This window comes from Erythrobacter sanguineus, from assembly GCF_900143235.1.
GTDB lineage: Bacteria > Pseudomonadota > Alphaproteobacteria > Sphingomonadales > Sphingomonadaceae > Erythrobacter > Erythrobacter sanguineus.
The window spans coordinates 1-2294 of the sequence record NZ_FRDF01000024.1; the positions used below are offsets into that span (position 1 = coordinate 1).

General features: G+C 61.9%; 2 protein-coding genes. One reads left to right on the forward strand and one right to left on the reverse strand.

What is annotated here, in order from left to right; genetic code table 11:
* On the reverse strand, positions 1 to 853 hold an 853-nt coding region (gene cysD, locus BUA05_RS14315; RefSeq protein WP_072675695.1), incomplete at its 3' end, for a sulfate adenylyltransferase subunit CysD.
* Between the two features lie 86 nt (positions 854 to 939).
* Here cysD and BUA05_RS14320 point away from each other — a divergent pair.
* A complete protein-coding gene (locus tag BUA05_RS14320) occupies positions 940 to 2049 on the forward strand; it encodes a helix-turn-helix transcriptional regulator (protein ID WP_072675696.1) in 1110 nt (369 codons plus the stop codon).
* The last annotated feature ends 245 nt before the right edge of the window (positions 2050 to 2294 follow it).

Consider the following 2294-nt stretch of genomic DNA (forward strand, 5'->3'; position numbering starts at 1 on the left):
GCCGTTCGGAACTGGTGGCGAGCAGCATTTCCTGGATGATCGTGTTCATGTCGGCTGCATCGCTCTGGGTCGCGCCGGTCAGCGGGTAGCAGCCCAGCGTGCGGAACCGCACCGACCGCATCACCGGATCCTCGCCCGGCTCCAGCCGGAAGCGGTCGTCATCGACCACCAGCAGCATCCCGTCGCGCTCCACCGTAGGGCGCAGCTTGGAGAAGTAGAGCGGGACGATGTCGATGTTTTCCAGCGCGATATATTGCCAGATATCAAGCTCGGTCCAGTTCGAGATCGGGAACACGCGGATGCTTTCGCCCTTGGTCTTTTTCGCGTTGTAGAGGTTCCAAAGCTCAGGACGCTGCTGCTTGGGATCCCAGCGGTGGGCAGCGCTGCGGAAGCTGAAGATGCGTTCCTTCGCCCGCGCCTTTTCCTCATCGCGCCGCCCGCCGCCGAACGCTGCGTCGAACCCATGCGCGGTCAGCGCGCGCTTGAGCGGATCGGTCAATTGCGCCTGGCTGTAGAGCGCGCTGCCGGTGTCGAACGGGTTGATCCCCTGCGCTTCGGCCTCCTCGTTCCCGGCCACGATCAGCCGCAGCCCATATTCGCGCACAGTCTTGTCACGGTGCGTGAGCAGGTCAGCAAAATCCCACCCGCTCGCGACATGCAGCATCGGAAACGGCGGCGGCGCAGGATAAAACGCCTTCCTCGCCAGATGCAGCATCACCGAGCTGTCCTTGCCCACCGAATAAAGCATCACCGGATTCTCCGCCTCAGCCACAACCTCACGAAAAATGTGAATGCTCTCGGCTTCAAGCCGCTCAAGATGGGTCAATGCCACTGCATTCTTCTTATCGCTCATCCGCAAGCCCCGCTCCGTGCTGCTTCACCTGACTATGACATAACGGGCCGCCTTGACTGCGAACCTCCCATATGGGAGCAAATTTCATGGCCTACCTCCCAGCAGATTCCCGAGAGCTGTTCCTGCCCCTCATCGAGGGGATCTTCGAGATTCCGCCCTGGCACACTTTGATGCACAACCTGCTGGTGCGTACGCAGGCGCAGCGCGGACTGCTGATGCTGAAGATCGCCAACACCATGCAGACGCAGGAACCGAACATCCTCCACTTCGCTGCGAGGCAGCCGGCCGTAAACCGGCCCATCGATGCTGCACGCCTATCCGGGCTTGGCCTGCTTCCGAGCGAACAACTGCGGCCGGAGCGGGTCTATGGCCTGGACGAGATGCTCGATTTCAGCGACCCCGCACAGACCGCGCGTCAACGCGAAGCGCTGAAGGAACTGGGCATCCCCTATGGCCGCTGGCTGCGTGTATCGGCGGGTGCCGCAGATGCCTGGGTGATCCTGGCGCGGGAGCGGGAGGATTTTTCAAGCGCGGCGGGCGCGGCACTCTTCACCATCGCGCCGCTACTGGCCAATGCCCTGCAAGCGAGGGTCAAGCTGGCCGAACAACAATTGCAGGCGCAGATGGCGCAAAGCACTCTGACCAAGCTCGGTATCGGTCAACTTGCGCTCGACCGCGATGGCCGGATAATGGTTGCCGATGCTCAGGCCGAAGCGATGCTGCCTATCGCCGAGGACCTCAACACACGACCGGGGCGCCATCTCCGGTTCGCGCCGGAAGTCCTTCGGCGGATCGAGGAAGCCTGCGCGGCCTTCGCGCAAGGAAAGAGCAATGCCCCTGTAGTCGTTCCGCTCGGTGGCCAAGACCAGCTGTTCATGCTGCTTCACCCGGCAGACTCAATCTTGTCGGCACCGGGTCTCTCGCCAGCCGTGATCGCGACGGTTCGCGCGCCGAGGAACCCTGAGCCACAACGTGCCAATGCCGTGATCAAGGCCATCCATGGACTTTCAGAGCGCGAGGCCGCCCTTTCGGCTTGCCTCATGCGCGGCGACAACATCGTGCAGGCGGGAGCAAACTTGCACCTAACCCCCGAAACTGCGAGGAATTACTCGAAGCGCATCTATTCGAAGACAGGTTCCAAAGGGCATGCCGACCTGGTCCGGCGGTTGCAGCAAGGGTTGGCACCCCTCGCTTGAAGCAATCCATCATGTTCAGCCGCGCTAAAGGTTGGCTCGCCGTCTTCGCTCGAAAGCCAAGGGGCCGCAGGGCACCCTCTATGGCCGCAACACAACGGCAGGCGCGCTCAATGTGGTCAGCGCGCGGCCAGAAAGAGTCGTTCCTTCGCTGCGTGTCCCCCGTCAGCACCAATGGCACAGATTTGAGGTTGTGATTTAAGGAGGGTTGGGGCTTCGTCGTAGTGACGAAGGAACGAAGATGAAGA

Coding starts and splice junctions, on each gene's coding strand:
- BUA05_RS14320 (WP_072675696.1), top strand. CDS start 940: ATGGCCTACCTCCCAGCAGATTCCCGAGAGCTGTTCCTGCCCCTCATC.